The following is a 16,512-nucleotide window of genomic DNA, read 5'->3' as shown; positions in this document are numbered from 1 at the left end:
GTGAAAAACGTGAGATTAGATAAATTATTAGCGAATATGGGATATGGAAGTAGAAAAGAAGTAAAGAAATTATTGAAAGATGGCGTTGTGAAAATTGATGGAACGCCAGTAAAAGATGCGAAAGTTCATGTAAATGTAGAAGAGCAAGAAGTTATGATTCACGGTGAAGTTGTGGAATACAAAGAGTTTGTTTACTTAATGATGCATAAACCACAAGGTGTTATTTCAGCGACGGAAGATGATAATCATGAAACAGTAATAGATTTATTAGAATTAGAAGATGCAATCTTTGATCCGTTCCCAGTTGGACGACTTGATATCGATACGGAAGGTTTCTTATTGATAACAAATGATGGGAAGTTATCACATCAATTATTATCTCCGAAAAAGCATGTGCCGAAAAAATATTATGCACACGTTGCAGGAGTAGTAACAGAAGAGGATGTAAAAGAGTTTGCTAAAGGTGTTATTTTAGACGATGGCTATGAAACAAAGCCAGGTGCGCTTACAATATTGAAAAGCGATGATATTTCTGAAATTGAGCTTGTGATTACGGAAGGGAAATTCCATCAAGTGAAGCGTATGTTTGAAGCGGTAGGGAAAAAAGTAGTCTACCTAAAAAGAACGGAGATGGGTCCGTTAGTATTAGATGAAGAACTAGAACTTGGACAATACCGAGAGCTAACAGATGAAGAAGTAGAAATGTTAAGAACATATCAAGTAGATACTGAAAAGTAGTACCTTTATAGGTGCAGAAAAAACCCCTTTCTAATAGTTAGAAAGGGGTATGTATTTATTTACATACAATTATTTTTCGTTATGAGGTCATTCTCACTTTCTTTCCTGTTGTTGTCCACTTACCGCGGCAAGGGCTATACACGAGTTCATTAAACTGCAACACATTTAGATCACGTTGTATCGTTCGCGGTGTGATCCCGAACTCATCTACAAGGTCTTTCGTCGTTACCGTTCCGTTTTCATTGATGTACATATAAATTGATTTAATGCGTGTTAGCATACGAGTAGTTGTAGGTTTCAAGAGAAAACCACTCCTCTACTAGTTTTTTTGACCCCATTCAGGAAAGAAGGTCGTTACTACCATTGTACTCTACATGATAAAATTCATGCTTTAATCTACTTAAATTTTACAAAAGTTTAACAAATATTTATATAGAAAAATATTGGTAGTTGACATTGTATATATGGTCAGTCAACTAACACATAAAATTCTACGTAAAACGCCAAATTCCTGCAAATTTTTTTGAAAAAATAAAAGAAAAACTAATAAGAAATGTCTGAAATATTACAATTGTTCGGTATTTAGTTTTCGTGTATGGCATGAGGGATTTTGGTTTGCTATGATGAAAGAGATAATATAGTGAAGGATGGATGCGTGATGTCAGCGATTAATTGGACTGAAGAAGTTGCAAAACGAAAAGATGATTTAATTCGTGATACACAACAATTTTTACAAATTAAAAGTGTATGGGAAGAAGAATCGGCGAAAGAAGGCGCACCATTCGGTGAAGGTGTAGAAAAAGCGCTATCTTTCATGTTACATAAAGGAGAAGCTGAAGGTTTTGCTTCTAAAAATTTAGAAGGATATGCAGGTCATCTTGAAATGGGACAAGGAGAAGAGTTAGTAGGTATTCTTTGTCACGTTGATGTTGTACCAGAAGGAGATGGCTGGACGACTCCTGCGTATAGTGCGGATATTCGCGACGGAAAGATTTTTGCACGTGGTGCAATTGACGATAAAGGCCCAACGATGGCAGCATATTATGCAATGAAAATTGTGAAAGAATTAGGCTTACCTCTTTCAAAACGTGTTCGTATGATTATAGGAACAGATGAGGAAAGCAATTGGAAATGTGTAGATCACTACTTTAAAAACGAAGAAATGCCAACAATCGGTTTTGCACCAGATGCAGACTTTCCAATTATTAATGCAGAAAAAGGAATTTCTGATATACAAGTTGTGCAAAATGGTAGTGAAGAGAAAAAAGGTACATATGAACTTGTTTCATTTGATTCAGGGCGTCGTTTAAATATGGTTCCTGATTTTGCAGAAGCGGTTATTACAGGAGAAGATGTAAATGCACTTACAGTAGCATATGAAGAGTATTTACACACTGCTAAAAAAATAGGGAAATCGACTATAGAAGGCAATACAGTGACGTTGCAAATAGAAGGAATTTCAGCGCACGGATCTACTCCTGAAAAAGGAGAAAATGCAGGTTTATTATTAGCAAACTTCTTAACTACAGTTTCACTTGATGGAAAAGCAAATGCATTTGCGACATTTGCAACAGAAACATTTACTGGTGATATTTTTGGTGAAAAAGCTACTATTGCTTATAAAGATGAAATTAGCGGTCCATTAACAGTGAATGTTGGTCGCCTTTCTTATACGAAAGAGAATGGTGGTAATTTAGGATTAAACGTACGTTACCCAGTTACGACTAACTTTGAAGAAATGATTGCAAAGTTAAAAGAATATGTAGGTACGTATGGATTTGCAGTAGTAGACTATTCTAACTCTCGTCCGCATCACGTTGATAAAGATCACGAGTTAATTCGTACGTTGCAACGTGTATATGAGGAACAAACAGGTGAAAAAGCTGAATTATTAGCAATCGGCGGAGGTACTTATGCTCGCTCATTAAAAGCTGGTGTGGCATTTGGACCGCTATTCCCTGGAAAAGAGGAACTTGCGCATCAAAAAGATGAGTACATTGAAATTGAAGACTTATTAAAAGCAACAGCAATTTATGCGCAAGCAATTCATGAACTAGCGAAGTAAAGTGAAACTTTAATCGCCGATATATGAATAATGACCGCTCTCTACTTTAGAGGGCGGCTTCTTTTTAATTGAATGAGATAAGAAAGAAAAGAAACAATAGAAAGAAGGAGACGGTGTACATGGATAGGCATTATTTTGTCGCAATTACTTTACCAAATCATATAAAAGAAGTGCTGTCTAACTATAAAGAGGATACGAATGAGGAATTACCATTTCGCTCGTGGGTACATAAGGAAGATTATCATATTACCCTTTCCTTTTTAGGAGGTGCGACAGAAGAACAGTTAAAAGGGATAAAGAATGGATTACAAACACTTACAAAAACAAAAGAACTATCGTTCACGTTACAAGGTTTTTCAACGTTTGGTAGAGAAGATCAGCCCCGTATTTTTTGGGCGAAGGTAAGTGAGAATCACGATTTGTTTCAGTTGCAAAAGCAAGTACATGCCATTTGTGAAGAAAATGGATTTTCTCTAGAAACACGCCCATATCATCCGCATATTACTGTTGCTCGTAAATGGATAGGAGAAGAAAAGTTTCATTTAGAAAGTATAAAAGAAGTCCCTGAAATATCATTTCAAGCAGATACAATTACTTTATACGAATCCCACGTGAAAGAAACCCCGAAGTATAAATCGATTGCTGAAATAAAATTACAAAAATAGAATGGTGAAAACGTTTTTTATGCAGGTGAATATACTATAGAGAAGAATGGAGTTACTGTATAGAGTCTTGTTGATAAGAAAAGCCTTATCATTTGCAGCTCATTTTATCTCGCTCATTAAAGTTTCACTTTATTTTAACTTTGAGAATGATGGTGATTTTTTTATGTTGAAAGTAAAACGTCCATTTGATGCCTATTTAGATGAAATGAATAAAATTACAATTTTGCTCCCACATGCGTATGGAACAAGTCGGACATTTCGTTTGCAAGAAGGAAGTAATGTGAAAGATTTACCGATTGCTCATACGATTGCGCTTCCAGATGCAACGAAGTATGAGTGCTTTATAGAAGAGCCGCTAGATGTGGGAAAGTATTATACAGTACGAGATGAACGGAATGAAGAAACGGATTTACAAATAGGTGCTGTTATTCGAACAATAATTTTCGATGAAAAGTATTATTACGAAGGTACAGATTTAGGTGCTGTGTATCAAAAAGAAGAAACGACATTTAAAGTATGGGCCCCAACTGCAAGGCTTGCGAAAGTAAGAATTTATAAGAGCGATAAAGAATATGCCGATCATGAAATGTACAGGGGAGAAAACGGAGTTTGGATTCAAACATTACAAGGTGATTTAGACGGAGCACGCTATACATTTCTTGTTTGTATTAATTTAATATGGAACGAAGCTGTAGATCCTTATGCAAAGTCGGTGACGGTAAACGGAAAACACGGTGTTGTTATCGATTTAGAAAAAACGAATGTAACAAGAAGAGAAGGATTACCACCATTACAATCAATGACAGATGCCATATTGTATGAACTGCATATTCGTGATGCGACTATACATCAAAATAGTGGAGTGATTCAAAAGGGAACATATAAAGGATTGATGGAAGAGGGAACAACAGGACGGAACGGGACTTTAACAGGGTTGTCTCATATAAAAGATTTAGGTGTTACACATGTTGAACTATTACCGTTATATTGTTTCGGTGGTGTAGATGAGGCGAATCCTTCATCTGCCTATAATTGGGGGTATAATCCATTATATTACAATGCACCAACAGGATTTTATGCTACAAATCCCTCTGATCCGTATAACAGGATAGTAGAGTGTAAACAGTTGATCGAGACATTTCATGAGCATGGCATTAGGGTAATTATAGATGTTGTATATAATCATGTTTATGAAAGAGAGCTATCATCATTTGAAAAGCTTGTTCCAGGATACTATTTTCGTCATGGTGAAGATGGTATGCCTTCTAATGGGACGGGAGTCGGAAATGATATAGCATCTGAACGGAAAATGATGAGGAAATTCATTGTAGAGTCTATTTTATATTGGCTTACTGAATATAATGTCGATGGATTCCGATTCGACTTAATGGGAATTTTAGATGTTGATACAATGAATATGATAGAAAAAGAAGTGCGAAACATAAAACGAGATGCTTTGTTATTAGGAGAAGGATGGGATTTACAAACACCGCTTCCTCGTGAGGAAAAAGCAACGTTAAATAATGCGAAGAAAATGCCACATATGGCGCAGTTTAATGATCAATTTCGTGATGGGATAAAAGGGAGTACATTTCATATAAATAAGCGTGGTTTTGCATTTGGTGGGCATGTAGACTGTAATCATTTGCAGTATATTGCAGCAGGAAGTCTTTTAAGTATGAAAGAAACAGGGCTGTTTCTAGAGCCGGCGCAAAGCATTAACTATGTAGAATGTCATGATAATATGACGATGTGGGATAAACTAGTGCGCAGTAATGAAGAATCAGAAGCGATTTTGAAAAAACGTCACCTGCTAGCGAGCGCAATGGTTATTCTTTCACAAGGTATTCCTTTCTTACATGCAGGACAAGAGTTTTATCGTACGAAGAAAGGAAATGAAAATAGCTATAATGCAAATGATGAAATCAATCAATTAGATTGGGATCAAAAAGAGAAAGAAATAGAGACCGTTAACTATATAAAAGGTTTAATTGCGATTCGTAAAGAGCATGGGGCATTCCGATTACAAAACGCAGACCTTATAAAAAAACATATGACTTTTTTACAAATATCTACAGAAGTACTTGCATATCACCTAGAGCATGCAGAATCGTTTGGGCCGTGGAAAGAGATTGTCGTTTTATTTAATAGCGGTTTAGAAGCTAAAACTGTGCAACTTCCGAAAGAAGAAACGTGGCATGTGATAGTAGACGAAAAGCAAGCGAAAATAGAGCCAATTTCTTCATTTAGAGGAAAGGAACTTAGGCTCGCTCCAATTAGCACGTATATATTGACGATAATGTGACAAATCGCTACTTGACGATGAGAATGTAATAAATGTAGAATTGACAAAGGTGACGATTTTGATAAGTTGTCATTCTATGACAGGTTTTGTAAAATAAAATAGAGAATTTTTGGCTGAGGCTAATTTTTCTTTTCATTTACAGTAAAATATATGAATCCACAACATGTGTAGAAATGTTGCGGTTTTTCTTTTCATAACTATAAAAGATAAGGATTTGTTAACGGGTAATGAATATGGAATGGTTGGAACAATTATTAGGAAAAGAGTGGAGTCTTGTACCGGCTGGTGGAGTAACGGGCGATGCATATATTGCGCAAAACGGACAACAGAAGTTATTTTTAAAGCGGAATACATCGCCCTTTTTAGCGGTATTGTCAGCAGAAGGAATTGTTCCAAAATTACTTTGGACAAGAAGGGTAACGAACGGTGATGTAATTTCTGCTCAAAAATGGCTTCCGGGACAGAAGTTAGAGCCAGAGGATATGAAACTAGAACGTGTTGCGAAACTTTTGAAGAAAATTCACTCCTCTAAAGCGCTTGTACAGATGATTCAAAGACTTGGGAAGCAACCGCTTCACGCACAAGAGTTATTACAACAACTGCAACTCGTTTTAAGAGGAGATATAAGGGATGATGAAACAATTCAGCAAGGCCTTCAATATTTAATGGATTCATTAAAAGCTATTGAATACAATGAATTCGTTGTATGCCATTGTGATGTAAACCATAACAACTGGATATTGTCGGATGAAGATGAGTTGTTTTTAATTGATTGGGATGGAGCTGTAATTGCTGACCCAGCTCTAGACCTTGGTATGTTATTATATTGGTACATTCCGCGCCAGGAGTGGAGTGAGTGGCTCGGTTTTTATGATATTGAAATGGATGAATCGCTGCTTAGGCGCATGAGATGGTATGTGATAGCACAAACGATTTTGTCTATTCAATGGCATACAACAAAAAAACAGCAAGCAGAAGCTGAATATTGGCATCAATATTTACAGCAACTACTTGCTTCAGAATAATACTTAAGAAAAATTGTCCATTCCAGCAATCCACTGAGTAAGTTGTTCTTGATTATTGGAAATATGGTTGTCCAAATTAGAGGAAGATTTACCCGATTGACTATAAGAATATACATCGTTTAGCATTGTTTTAGCGTCACTACTTATATTATCGTTTGCGAGTAACGATTGAATGAGGCGCTCTAATTGCTCGCATTCTGAAACTGTCCCGCAGCAATCACTTTGGTGGTTGACTAAAATATCTTTCAGCACTTCTAATTGATGTTGTTGATTAATTGGCATGAACGGATCATCCTTTCGATTGTTTTTCTCTTCAAATGTAAGAGAAAAAGCTGTTTCGTCATGGAATGTTTAATGCTGTATGTAGTTTTTATCAAAATGGTACATCTTATACTTGAAAGAAACGGACCGAGTGCTCGTACGTACTTGGTTTTTTGTTTGGTAGATTGATTAAAAAAAGAAAGAAGGAATTATTCCTTTAAAATAGTTTTGTAAAGAGAGGGAGACATCTATGCGTTTAAGACATAAACCATATGCAATGGATCGAATTAACGAGTATTCACATATCGTAATCGGAAACCCAGAGGAGCGCGCTGGTAACTGGAAAGAAGTATTTGGAAATGAACAACCAATTCATATTGAAGTAGGTACAGGTCGTGGCCGCTTTATGTATGATATGGCAAAAGCGAATCCACATATTAATTATATTGGAATTGAAAAATTCACAAGTGTTGTTGTAGATGCACTTGATAAATTAATTGAAGAAGAAGTGCCGAACTTAAAGTTAATTAATAAAGATGCTGAAGATTTAACAGTTTTCTTTGCAAAAGGTGAGATTGATCGCGTTTATTTAAACTTCTCAGATCCATGGCCAAAGAAGCGTCATACGAAGCGTCGTTTAACGTATAAAACGTTTTTACGCAATTATGAAGAAGTGTTAGTAGAAGGCGGAGAAATTCATTTCAAAACAGATAACCAAGGTTTATTTGAATATTCTCTTATGAGTATGGCTGAGTATGGTATGTTACTAACTTACTTAAGCTTAGATCTTCATAACAGCGACTTTGAAGGTAACATCATGACTGAATACGAAGAGAAATTCTCTAGTAAAGGTCATCGTATTTACCGAGTTGAAGCAAAATATCGTACAGAGCCTATGCAGTAATGCATAGGTTTTTTTACATCTAAAATAATCAGAATTTTATGTTAAGATTAATTGAAAGGGGGATGTGTAATGGAACAGTTACAAATTGGAGATATAAAAGTAACGTGGTTAAAAGGCGGAAATACACATTTAGATGGAGGGGCAATGTTTGGTGTTGTGCCGAAAGTACTTTGGTCACGTAAATATAAACATAATGACACAAATCATATTTACTTACGAACAGATCCGTTACTTTTACAAACGAAAGATGGAAATATGCTCATTGATTCAGGAATAGGAAACGGTAAGTTGGATGAGAAGATGAAACGAAATCAAGGTGTAACAGAAGAATCATCGGTTTATGAATCGTTAGAAAAACAGGGATTAAAGCCTGAAGATATTCAATATGTTTTAATGACACACCTTCATTTTGATCATGCATCTGGCCTAACAAAATGGGATGGGGATCAACTTGTACCAGCGTTTCCAAATGCGAAAGTTTACGTAAGTGAAACAGAGTGGAATGAAATGAGGAACCCAAATATTAGATCCCGTAATACATATTGGAAGGAAAATTGGGAACCGATTGTAGATCAAGTTGTTACATTTCAGCAAGAAATAGAAATTACAGATGAAATCAAGATGGCACATACGGGTGGGCATAGTGATGGACATGCAGTCATCATTTTGGAGAGTCAAGGGGAAACGATGCTACATTTAGCAGATCTCTTGCCGACGCACGCGCATCAAAATGTATTATGGGTAATGGCATACGATGATTATCCGATGACCTCGATTGAAAATAAACAAAAATGGATGAAGTATGGTGCTGAAAAAGAGGCATGGTTTACGTTTTACCATGACGCATATTATCGCGCTGTGAAGTGGAATGAGGAAGGTCATATCGTAGAAAAAATAGAACGGAAAACGAGTATAGAAGCATAAAAATAGGAGGTTGTTCCATCATATTTATTGGAGCAGCTTCTTTTTTATTGTCGGGTTTTGTTGGTAAGTCGATATATTTAAAAAATCGCCGATATAATTTGAGTTACGCTGATATAATTTTAATCAATACCCGCAATTTCAAAAAAATAAGAGGTTCACCTAATGGGAACCCTCCGTTTTATGCTGCTATAACCTCTAAAACAGTACCTGTTTTAGCATCAACTAAAAATTCAAATCGTTCTTGTATATCATCTAACATTGTTGTAAGACCGCCGCGATAAACTTCATATGCGACATCATATTTTTCAAATGTCTCTGGAACCATATGTACCCAAGAGCCAGTAATTTCACCTTTATGACTTAATGCTTGTTTCACCATTTTCAATGCTTTTTCTGAAGAAATATGGGATTGTTCTTGTACTTTGTTTGCAACGAGATAACCAGCTGCGAACCCAACGCCAAGACCTGCTACTAAACCTTTCCAGCTCATATATTCACCTCAATTCTATAAAATAAAAATAGTGTACCAATAATAATTATAAAGCAAATACAGCTAAAAAAGAAGAAACTAGAAACATTTCGAAAATTTCGTTACAATAAAAGAGGTATTCTACTAAGGTTTGAAAGAAGGGGACTTCGTGAATAAAGAGACATTGCAATTATTTCGTACGTTAACAGAATTACAAGGTGCATCAGGTTTTGAACATGATGTACGCCGTTTTATGAAACAAGAATTAAGCAAATATGCGGATGAAATTGTACAAGACGGTTTAGGTAGCGTATTTGGTCTGAAAAAAGGGGACGAAACTGGCCCGCGTGTTCTTGTAGCAGGTCATATGGATGAAGTAGGTTTCATGGTTACGCAAATTACGAAAAACGGAATGCTTCGTTTTCAAACGTTAGGCGGCTGGTGGAGCCAAGTTTTATTAGCGCAGCGTGTACAAGTTATGACGAAGAATGGTCCTGTTATTGGGGTTGTTGGTTCTATTCCTCCTCATTTATTAAGTGACGCGCAACGTGCAAAACCGATGGATATAAAAAATATGTTAATTGATATAGGTGCAGATAGTTATGAAGATGCGATTGAAATTGGTGTAAAACCAGGACAACAAATCGTGCCGATTTGCCCATTCACACCGATGGCAAATGAGAAGAAAATTATGGCGAAAGCTTGGGACAACCGTTACGGATGTGGTCTTGCAATCGAATTGTTAAAAGAATTAAAAGATGAAACATTACCAAATACATTATATTCTGGTGCTACTGTACAAGAAGAAGTAGGTCTTCGCGGAGCGCAAACCGCTGCAAATATGATTCAACCAGACATTTTCTATGCGCTTGATGCAAGTCCAGCAAACGATGCATCTGGTGACAAAACGCAGTTCGGTCAATTAGGAAAAGGTGCCCTTCTTCGTATTTACGATCGTACGATGGTAACACATAGAGGAATGCGCGAATTCATTTTAGATACAGCAGAAACAAACAACATTCCGTACCAATACTTTATTTCACAAGGTGGTACAGATGCTGGCCGTGTACATACAAGTAACTCTGGTATCCCATCAGCAGTAATTGGTGTTTGTGCACGCTACATTCATACACATGCTTCAATTTTACATGTTGATGATTATGCAGCGGCGAAAGAATTAATTACGAAGCTTGTAAGAACAACAGATAAAACGACGTTAGAGACAATTAAGAATAACGCGTAGAGAAGAAGGGCGAAAAACCCTTCTTTTTTTAGGTTGAATAGATGACCCATCCATGATTGGGAGCGGTCAGTGCTTAATTGGTGTTCGAATGATGTATGAAGACCCCAAGTAGGAAGTGAGAGGAAGGCTGTTTTTGTTTTCGCAGACGATAATGTTGTTAGAAAAACCCTTCTTTTTTTAGGTTGAATAGATGACCCAGCGATGATTGGGAGCGGTCAGTGCTTAATTGGTGTTCGAATGATGTATGAAGACTCCAAGTAGGAAGTGAGAGGAAGGCTGTTTTTGTTTTCGAAGACGGTAATGTTGCTAGAAAAAACCTTCTTTTTTAGGCTGAATAGATGACTTGGTGATATGTGGTAGTGGTTGATACTTAATTCGTATCTGATGCGGATATTAGAATAGAATGATGAATTTTTATAGAGGTGAACGAAATGAAGGTAGTAGTTGGATCGAAGAATAAAACGAAGGTTGGCGCTGTGGAGAAGGTTTGGAAAGATGCTGAAATTACATCTCTTTCTGTTCCTTCAGGAGTAGCAAATCAGCCGTTTTCAGATGAAGAGACGATGCAAGGAGCGATTAATAGAGCGAAGCGAGCGCTAGAGGAAGGAGGAGCTCAAATTGGTATTGGGCTAGAAGGCGGCGTAATGAAAACGGAGTACGGTTTATTTATGTGTAATTGGGGCGCGCTAGCAACAAGTGATGGTAAAATATTTGTTGCCGGCGGGGCACGTATTACGTTACCGGATGATTTTTTAGCACCTCTTGAAGAGGGCAAGGAGTTAAGTGAAGTGATGGAAGAGTTTGTACATAGAAAAGATATTCGTAGTCACGAAGGTGCAATCGGTATTTTTACAGATGATTATGTTGATCGCACGGAATTATTTGTACACGTTGTTAAGTTACTTGTTGGGCAATATAAGTATGACGAAAAGCAAGCATAAACCTTGCACCATGCGTGATGTATGGTAGTATAAAAGAAAGATTATAACATGAAAACATGCACTCGTTAGAGGAGGAAATATAGATGAAGTCATTAGAAAGCATGGAGCAATTCCAACAATTAAAAAATGAAGAGAATGTAGTCTTTATGTTCTCAGCAGAATGGTGCCCAGACTGCCGTTTTGTAGACCCATTTATGCCAGAAGTAGAAGAGAAATATAGTGATTTCTCATTTTACTATGTAGATCGTGATGAGTTTATTGATCTATGTGTAAAATTAGACGTATTTGGCATTCCGAGCTTTGTAGCGTACAATAAGGGTGAAGAAACTGGTCGCTATGTAAACAAAGATCGTAAAACACAAGAACAAATCGAAGAGTTTATTGAAGGTTTAAAATAAGGCAATTTGCCAATTGAATTGTAAAACAACCTCTACCTTCGCGGGGGAGGTTATTTTTTTGGAAGGGAGGAAAAAGAGATGAAGATGACAAGTAAAAAGATGAAAGACGAGTTAATGAAGAAATTATCTCGCCCAGAATGGGACTTTCAGTATGATAGCGAGAAAGAAGTTCTACGTATTGAACAGAAAGACTCTAAAAAAGGTATTAACGTATCGCTTCCAGGAGTTGTGGCAAAATGGGAAGTGAATAAAGAAAAAGCAATTGAAGAGGTTGCTTATTATGTACAAGAAGCGCTAATTGCGATGCATAAAGAAGAAAATAGCGGAGCGAAAATTTTACCTGTTATTCGCTCTACTTCTTTCCCGAAACAAGCAGAAGAAGGAAATCCGTTTATTATGACGGATCATACGGCGGAAACACGTATTTACTATGCGTTAGATTCGAATAAAACGTATCGACTAATCGATGAGCGTCTGTTACAAAAATTAGAACTTACAGAACAGCAAGTACGTGAAATGGCATTATTCAATGCTCGTTCATTAGGTTATGAATTTAAACAAGACACAGTAGCGGGTAATACATTCTACTTTTTAAACACAAATGATGGATATGACGCGACGCGTATTTTAAACGAATCGTTACTACAATCGATGCGTGAAAAGATTTCTGGTGACATGGTTGTTGCTGTTCCTCACCAAGATGTATTAATTATTGCTGATATCGTTAACGAAATCGGTTATGATATTATTGCACAAATGACAATGAAATTTTTTGCCGAAGGGCATGTTCCGATTACATCACTTTCATTCGTATATGAAGATGGAGACTTTGAACCAATCTTTATTTTAGCGAAGAATCGGAAGAAGACAGATGGAAAAGAGAAAGGATGAACGAAGTGAACGTTTTTTACAACCTTGAAGGAATTGGTGACACTTTAATTGTTGCCTTACAAGATATTACTTTAGAGAACCGTACTTTTGATCGCAAAGGAGATGTTGCTCGCGTTTATGATCGTGAAAGCAACGTAACGGGAGGATTCAACATCTTTAATGCATCTTCTTATTTAGAAGTAACAGAAACAGGTAACCTTACATTAACGAAAGAGCTTGTTGAGAAAATCAACGAAATTTTAGCGAAGAACGGCTTTGAAGAAACAGTAGAAGCAGATCTTTCTCCAAAATTTGTTGTAGGTTATGTAGCTGAAAAAGAAAAGCATCCAAATGCTGATAAGTTAAACATCTGTAAAGTAGAAATCGGTACAGAAACATTACAAATCGTATGTGGCGCACCAAACGTTGATGCAGGACAAAAAGTTGTCGTTGCAAAAATCGGTGCTGTAATGCCAAGCGGTATGTTAATCAAGCCAGCTGAGCTTCGCGGTGTTCCTTCTTCTGGAATGATCTGCTCTGCACGTGAATTAGAGCTTCCAGACGCTCCACAAGAAAAAGGTATTCTTGTATTAGAAGATAGTTTTGAAGTTGGACAAGAATTTAAATTTTAATTGATATAAGAAAAGAGAGGTTGTCCTTTTGGGCAGCCTCTCTTTTTTGTCATTTTTGTTGGTAAGTCGAAATTTCGTGTTGAATCGTTAATATATTGAGAGTTGTGATAGATATACTCAAAAAATCGTAAATATGATAAAGGTGTCACCTTTTGTCTTAAAATCTATATTGTATTTTATAAACAAACTAGTTAAAATTTAGAAAAATAGAAGGGGATAGACGTATGAAACAACAACCAAAAATCGCAGAACTTCTAAAACGAATTGAAACTTCAAAACAGCAAGATGTTGAGCTAGGTACTTATGAAATATATGTGTTTAGTGAAAGTGAATTAGAAAAAGGACAAATCGGTTACCGATATGATAAACATAAAAAGTCATTAATAAGTGAAGAAAACGGAAAGTGGCAAGAAGGATGGATTGCAATTGGATATGAAACGGATATGGGCGATCCAGTTTTCGTAAATATAGATGATGACGCTTATCCAGTTTATACTGCAGAACGTGGTACAGAAACATGGCAGCCAGTTTATATTGGAAATATGGATGAGATTATAGGGCAATTATAAGAAAAACTTTGAATCCGGTGCAAAGTGATGGGAGAGAAGTATGAAGTATATAAAAATAATGAGCATGATTGCATTCATTGGAATATATATGGCCGGTTGTTCACAAGAGCAGCCGAAAAAAGAAACTACATCTTCTATACAAGAGAAAAACAAAGATACCAAAGAAGACGCACCGGTAGAAAAGCAGCAAGAACAAGAAAAGAACGAAGTATCGCAAGTAGAACATAGGCAAGAGGAAGTATCAGCCGAGGGAAAGAAAGAAGAAACTACGCCAGTGCAGCCAATTGAGCAACCAGTGCAAAATAATGAACAAAAAGTAGAGAGTAATGAAAAGCAAGGAAAGTTTCTCGTCGTTATTGATCCAGGGCATCAACAAAAAGCGAATTTAAATTTAGAGCCGATTGGACCGGGGGCAACAACGCAAAAATATAAAGTGACAGACGGTACAACAGGTGTTGTGACGAAAAAGAGAGAGGCTGTACTTGTATTAGAAATGGCTTTTTTATTAAAAGAAAAGCTTGAAGAAAAAGGGATACAAGTGTTAATGACAAGAACGTCACAAGACGTTGATATAAGTAATAAAGAACGGGCGACATTCGCAAATAATCATAAGGCTAATTTATTTTTACGTCTTCATGCAGATGGTTCTGAAAATCCAAACCAAAGTGGATTTGCTGTATTGACGCCGGCAGAAGGAAGTCCGTATACGAAAGAGATTTATGCGGAAAGTCTTCAAATCTCTCAAACGATAGTAAATAAAATGAGAGAAAATCAGCAAGTGAAAGTAAATGGAATTAAATTTAGGGATGACCTTTCTGGATTCAATTGGTCCAAAGTACCTGGCGTACTATTAGAACTTGGGTTTATGTCAAACTATGAAGAAGACAAAAAATTATCTGACCCGCAGTATGTAAATTCTTTATTGCAAAGTGTAACGGATAGTGTAGATGCATATCGGAAGAGTAAAGCTTAAACGCAGTCTTACATGAAAGGCTGCGTTTTTCCATATGAAAACACTCGTAAATTAGAATATTGTGGATAAATATGACATGCTTAATTTTACCTGCACTTTTTGCCGAATGCTGATACAATAAAGGATGTTACTATTTAGTAGAAAGAGTGGTAAGCATGTTAGATTGGATGAAAAAGCTGTTTAACAAAGAGGAAGAACAAACAGCGATGAATAAAGAAGTACCAAAGCAAATTGAAAGTCAGCCGAAAATTCCTCGTGTAAACCACTACACTGAAGCAAGAGAAGCACAAATGGCAAGTAGGAATGCAGGTAAATGCCGTTTTCCTTTAGTACCGGATAATGGGTTCGATGAAGAGGATGAAAGCGAAGTAAATCGCTTTGAAGAACAACCTGTTCAAGGAGTAGCATATGAAGAACCGACTGCCCAAAGAGGAATAAAGGTGGAAAGAAGCAGACGACCGTATGTGGAAAAGGTAGTTTCTACATATGAAGAGCCGGAAGTGCAATATGAACCGGTGCGGGAGTCTGTCGTTAAAAAGGTATCTGCACCTTCGCAAGAGAGTAACCGTAGACCATTTCGTCCAACAGAAATGATTTCGCCAATTTATGGATATAATCGTCCTTCAGTAGAGAAAAAGGTTGAAAAGCAGGAGGAAGTAAAAGAAAGAGAAGATCTTGAAATATCTGTAGAGGGAAAAGCAGTTGTTGATGCATGGTTAGAGAAAAAAGGATATAAATTATCTGATTTCTCAGAAGGGCAAGCAACGTCTTCTGCTCCAGGTGAAGTAGTTGAACAGAAAGGCCAACAGGGCAAAAAAGAAGAAAAATCAGTTGTTGATCAATGGCTAGAGAAAAACGGTTATGAAATTGAACGCCAAGTGCCTTTAGTAGAAGAAAAAGAAGTGATTAAAGAAATGAGTACACCGCAGGAAGTTTCAGCGGATGAATTACTTCATAAAACAGTAGCTGAGCAGATGGAAAGTGCTAAGCTAGAAAAAGATGTAGTGGTGTTAAACGAAAACAATCTACAAGAAGAATTAGTAGCTTCTAAAGTAGAGCACGAGGATACAATATTATCAGAAGAAATTAAACGTAATACAGAAATAAAACAACCTACTATTGAAGTAGAAAAGCAAGCTCCAGAAGAATCAGTGATTGTCAAAGCAGAAGAAAAACTTGAAGAAACAATCATTGTGGAAATACCAGAAGAGCTAGAAGAAGTGGAAGTAATTACAGAAACAGAAGAGCTAGAAGAAGTAGAAGTAATTGCAGAAACAGAAGAGCCAGAAGAAGTAATTGCAGAAACGGAAGAGTCAGAAGAAGTAGAAGTGATTGCAGAAACAGAAGAGCTAGAAGAAGTAGAAGTGATTGCAGAAACGGAAGAGTCAGAAGAAGTAGAAGTGATTGCAGAAACAGAAGAGCTAGAAGAAGTAGAAGTAATTGCAGAAACAGAAGAAACAGAAGAAGTGGAAGTAATCGCAGAAACAGAAGAATCAGAAGAAGTAGAAGTGATTGCAGAAACAGAAGAAT

At 36.7% G+C, this 16,512-nt stretch carries 17 protein-coding genes and 1 pseudogene; 15 read left to right on the top strand and 3 right to left on the bottom strand.

Translation table 11 applies throughout. The features are described from left to right. Nucleotides 1-9: 9 nt before the first annotated feature. Complete coding sequence (locus AC1Q51_RS10800; protein ID WP_001234948.1) at nucleotides 10-738, top strand: pseudouridine synthase; 729 nt, start codon at nucleotides 10-12, stop codon at nucleotides 736-738. 79 nt (nucleotides 739-817) lie between these two features. Here the strand turns inward: AC1Q51_RS10800 and AC1Q51_RS10795 are convergent, their stop codons facing one another. After that, nucleotides 818-1,039, bottom strand: a complete 222-nt coding sequence (locus tag AC1Q51_RS10795; RefSeq protein WP_000805512.1) for a DeoR family transcriptional regulator — start codon at nucleotides 1,037-1,039, stop codon at nucleotides 818-820. A 357-nt stretch (nucleotides 1,040-1,396) separates the two neighbouring features. Between AC1Q51_RS10795 and pepV the strand changes: the two genes are divergently transcribed. The 4 genes from pepV (at nucleotide 1,397) to AC1Q51_RS10775 (ending at nucleotide 6,798) form a co-directional block, all read left to right on the top strand. Continuing rightward, a complete protein-coding gene (pepV, locus tag AC1Q51_RS10790) occupies nucleotides 1,397-2,803 on the top strand; it encodes a dipeptidase PepV (RefSeq protein ID WP_090976866.1) in 1,407 nt (468 codons plus the stop codon). Between the two features lie 119 nt (nucleotides 2,804-2,922). Then, a complete protein-coding gene (gene thpR, locus AC1Q51_RS10785) occupies nucleotides 2,923-3,468 on the top strand; it encodes an RNA 2',3'-cyclic phosphodiesterase (protein WP_000373841.1) in 546 nt (181 codons plus the stop codon). Nucleotides 3,469-3,631: 163 nt separating this feature from the next. Beyond that, the gene (gene pulA, locus AC1Q51_RS10780) at nucleotides 3,632-5,773 is read left to right on the top strand and encodes a type I pullulanase (protein ID WP_492331493.1); all 2,142 of its coding nucleotides are present in this window, start codon (nucleotides 3,632-3,634) and stop codon (nucleotides 5,771-5,773) included. Nucleotides 5,774-6,000: 227 nt separating this feature from the next. Continuing rightward, complete coding sequence (locus tag AC1Q51_RS10775; RefSeq protein WP_002094168.1) at nucleotides 6,001-6,798, top strand: phosphotransferase family protein; 798 nt, start codon at nucleotides 6,001-6,003, stop codon at nucleotides 6,796-6,798. Nucleotides 6,799-6,801: 3 nt separating this feature from the next. On the opposite strand, the gene AC1Q51_RS10770 is transcribed toward AC1Q51_RS10775, so the two are convergent. After that, nucleotides 6,802-7,080 carry a YtzH-like family protein gene (locus AC1Q51_RS10770; protein WP_001122235.1) on the bottom strand — a complete coding sequence of 93 codons (279 nt, stop codon included), beginning with the start codon at nucleotides 7,078-7,080 and terminating at the stop codon, nucleotides 6,802-6,804. Between the two features lie 229 nt (nucleotides 7,081-7,309). Between AC1Q51_RS10770 and trmB the strand changes: the two genes are divergently transcribed. Continuing rightward, a complete protein-coding gene (gene trmB, locus AC1Q51_RS10765) occupies nucleotides 7,310-7,963 on the top strand; it encodes a tRNA (guanosine(46)-N7)-methyltransferase TrmB (RefSeq protein ID WP_001239383.1) in 654 nt (217 codons plus the stop codon). 69 nt (nucleotides 7,964-8,032) lie between these two features. Then, the gene (locus AC1Q51_RS10760) at nucleotides 8,033-8,887 is read left to right on the top strand and encodes a YtnP family quorum-quenching lactonase (protein WP_065229454.1); all 855 of its coding nucleotides are present in this window, start codon (nucleotides 8,033-8,035) and stop codon (nucleotides 8,885-8,887) included. A 178-nt stretch (nucleotides 8,888-9,065) separates the two neighbouring features. On the opposite strand, the gene AC1Q51_RS10755 is transcribed toward AC1Q51_RS10760, so the two are convergent. After that, nucleotides 9,066-9,377, bottom strand: coding sequence for a PepSY domain-containing protein (locus AC1Q51_RS10755; protein WP_000118541.1), 312 nt, complete (start codon nucleotides 9,375-9,377; stop codon nucleotides 9,066-9,068). A 148-nt stretch (nucleotides 9,378-9,525) separates the two neighbouring features. On the opposite strand from AC1Q51_RS10755, the gene AC1Q51_RS10750 reads away from it, so the two are divergent. From AC1Q51_RS10750 to AC1Q51_RS10715, 8 genes and pseudogenes are all read left to right on the top strand, one after another. Then, a complete protein-coding gene (locus tag AC1Q51_RS10750) occupies nucleotides 9,526-10,599 on the top strand; it encodes a M42 family metallopeptidase (protein WP_001031517.1) in 1,074 nt (357 codons plus the stop codon). A gap of 431 nt (nucleotides 10,600-11,030) precedes the next feature. Further along, a complete protein-coding gene (locus AC1Q51_RS10745) occupies nucleotides 11,031-11,540 on the top strand; it encodes a DUF84 family protein (RefSeq protein ID WP_000869932.1) in 510 nt (169 codons plus the stop codon). Nucleotides 11,541-11,623: 83 nt separating this feature from the next. Beyond that, nucleotides 11,624-11,938, top strand: a complete 315-nt coding sequence (locus tag AC1Q51_RS10740) for a thioredoxin family protein (RefSeq protein WP_000838193.1) — start codon at nucleotides 11,624-11,626, stop codon at nucleotides 11,936-11,938. A 78-nt stretch (nucleotides 11,939-12,016) separates the two neighbouring features. Further along, the gene (locus AC1Q51_RS10735) at nucleotides 12,017-12,829 is read left to right on the top strand and encodes a DUF1444 domain-containing protein (protein WP_000784605.1); all 813 of its coding nucleotides are present in this window, start codon (nucleotides 12,017-12,019) and stop codon (nucleotides 12,827-12,829) included. After that, nucleotides 12,826-13,440 (top strand): YtpR family tRNA-binding protein, encoded by a 615-nt coding sequence (ytpR, locus tag AC1Q51_RS10730; protein ID WP_001006777.1) that lies wholly within the window; start codon nucleotides 12,826-12,828, stop codon nucleotides 13,438-13,440. The genes AC1Q51_RS10735 and ytpR overlap by 4 nt, the downstream gene beginning before the upstream one ends. Nucleotides 13,441-13,664: 224 nt before the next feature. After that, the gene (locus tag AC1Q51_RS10725; RefSeq protein WP_000813348.1) at nucleotides 13,665-14,009 is read left to right on the top strand and encodes a hypothetical protein; all 345 of its coding nucleotides are present in this window, start codon (nucleotides 13,665-13,667) and stop codon (nucleotides 14,007-14,009) included. A gap of 40 nt (nucleotides 14,010-14,049) precedes the next feature. Continuing rightward, entirely contained in the window at nucleotides 14,050-14,982 is a 933-nt protein-coding gene (locus AC1Q51_RS10720) for an N-acetylmuramoyl-L-alanine amidase (RefSeq protein WP_142670011.1), read from the top strand. 155 nt (nucleotides 14,983-15,137) lie between these two features. Further along, nucleotides 15,138-16,512: pseudogene (locus tag AC1Q51_RS10715) on the top strand (DNA translocase FtsK); the annotation flags it as partial.

Source organism: Bacillus sp. MT94 (genome assembly GCF_058792475.1).
This window is presented reverse-complemented; position numbering and strand designations above follow the sequence as displayed.

Bases quoted from the DNA above. Each gene is read 5' to 3' on its own strand.
- AC1Q51_RS10770 (WP_001122235.1), bottom strand. From the start codon at position 7,080: ATGCCAATTAATCAACAACATCAATTAGAAGTGCTGAAAGATATTTTA.
- thpR (WP_000373841.1), top strand. From the start codon at position 2,923: ATGGATAGGCATTATTTTGTCGCAATTACTTTACCAAATCATATAAAA.
- AC1Q51_RS10745 (WP_000869932.1), top strand. From the start codon at position 11,031: ATGAAGGTAGTAGTTGGATCGAAGAATAAAACGAAGGTTGGCGCTGTG.
- pulA (WP_492331493.1), top strand. From the start codon at position 3,632: ATGTTGAAAGTAAAACGTCCATTTGATGCCTATTTAGATGAAATGAAT.
- AC1Q51_RS10735 (WP_000784605.1), top strand. From the start codon at position 12,017: ATGAAGATGACAAGTAAAAAGATGAAAGACGAGTTAATGAAGAAATTA.
- AC1Q51_RS10755 (WP_000118541.1), bottom strand. From the start codon at position 9,377: ATGAGCTGGAAAGGTTTAGTAGCAGGTCTTGGCGTTGGGTTCGCAGCT.
- AC1Q51_RS10740 (WP_000838193.1), top strand. From the start codon at position 11,624: ATGAAGTCATTAGAAAGCATGGAGCAATTCCAACAATTAAAAAATGAA.
- AC1Q51_RS10775 (WP_002094168.1), top strand. From the start codon at position 6,001: ATGAATATGGAATGGTTGGAACAATTATTAGGAAAAGAGTGGAGTCTT.
- AC1Q51_RS10720 (WP_142670011.1), top strand. From the start codon at position 14,050: ATGAAGTATATAAAAATAATGAGCATGATTGCATTCATTGGAATATAT.
- AC1Q51_RS10725 (WP_000813348.1), top strand. From the start codon at position 13,665: ATGAAACAACAACCAAAAATCGCAGAACTTCTAAAACGAATTGAAACT.
- trmB (WP_001239383.1), top strand. From the start codon at position 7,310: ATGCGTTTAAGACATAAACCATATGCAATGGATCGAATTAACGAGTAT.
- ytpR (WP_001006777.1), top strand. From the start codon at position 12,826: ATGAACGAAGTGAACGTTTTTTACAACCTTGAAGGAATTGGTGACACT.
- AC1Q51_RS10760 (WP_065229454.1), top strand. From the start codon at position 8,033: ATGGAACAGTTACAAATTGGAGATATAAAAGTAACGTGGTTAAAAGGC.
- pepV (WP_090976866.1), top strand. From the start codon at position 1,397: ATGTCAGCGATTAATTGGACTGAAGAAGTTGCAAAACGAAAAGATGAT.